We start from the raw sequence: 779 nt of genomic DNA, 5'->3' as shown, positions 1-779 counted from the left end.
AGCGATGTCAGCTAAAATCTTACGGTCGATTTCAACAGAAGCTTTTTTCAAGCCGTTGATGAATTTGCTGTAAGATAAACCGTTTTGACGTGCTGCAGCGTTGATACGTGCAATCCATAATTGACGGAATTGACGTTTACGTTGACGACGGTCACGGTAAGCATATTGACCAGCTTTAATTACAGCTTGGAACGCAACGCGATAAACACGTGAACGCGCACCATAATAACCTTTAGCAGCCTTAAGAACTTTCTTATGGCGTGCTCTTGCAATAACACCACGTTTTACACGAGCCATTATTAAATCTCCTAATGTATATAATTAACTAAAATTCACTAAAGTACGTTTTAACTTGACTCAACGCTTATGCGTATGGTAAGCACGCTACTACTAATACTTGGTCTGCTTTCGCTACCATTGATTTGTGGCGTAAGTGACGTTTACGTTTAGTGGTTTTCTTAGTCAAAATATGACGTAAGTGAGATTGTTTACGTTTGAAACCGCCTGAAGCTGTTTTCTTGAAACGCTTAGCAGCACCACGTACTGTTTTAATTTTAGGCATTGTTTTATAAACTCCGCATTGTTTTATCTAATACATAATAATCAGGCGAAAAATACGCTTATCGCTAACCGTCTTTTTACTTGCAAAGCACTAATTATCTCGAACAGAGCGTTACCGCTCATAGCCCTTTACGGCTAAAAAGCAAATCAGGCTGCGAAATGTGCCTGTAGATTGCTTTTGTTTCTCTTTTTTACAAAAGAGAAAACGGACGGATTTT

General features: G+C 38.9%; 2 protein-coding genes. Both read right to left on the bottom strand.

All coding sequences use genetic code 11. The annotated features are described in order from the left end of the window. On the bottom strand, positions 1–297 hold a 297-nt coding region (gene rplT, locus EK386_RS20715), incomplete at its 3' end, for a 50S ribosomal protein L20 (RefSeq protein WP_109474877.1). 67 nt (positions 298–364) lie between these two features. Continuing rightward, complete coding sequence (gene rpmI, locus EK386_RS20710) at positions 365–562, bottom strand: 50S ribosomal protein L35 (protein WP_005596065.1); 198 nt, start codon at positions 560–562, stop codon at positions 365–367. Positions 563–779 lie beyond the last annotated feature (217 nt).

The organism is Lysinibacillus antri (assembly GCF_003977595.1).
GTDB classification, from domain to species: Bacteria; Bacillota; Bacilli; order Bacillales_A; family Planococcaceae; genus Ureibacillus; species Ureibacillus antri.
The sequence above is the reverse complement of the archived record's forward strand: the minus strand, read 5'-3'. Positions and strand labels throughout refer to the sequence as shown.

Excerpts from the sequence above, each read along its gene's own strand:
- rpmI (WP_005596065.1), bottom strand. The coding sequence starts at position 562 with ATGCCTAAAATTAAAACAGTACGTGGTGCTGCTAAGCGTTTCAAGAAA.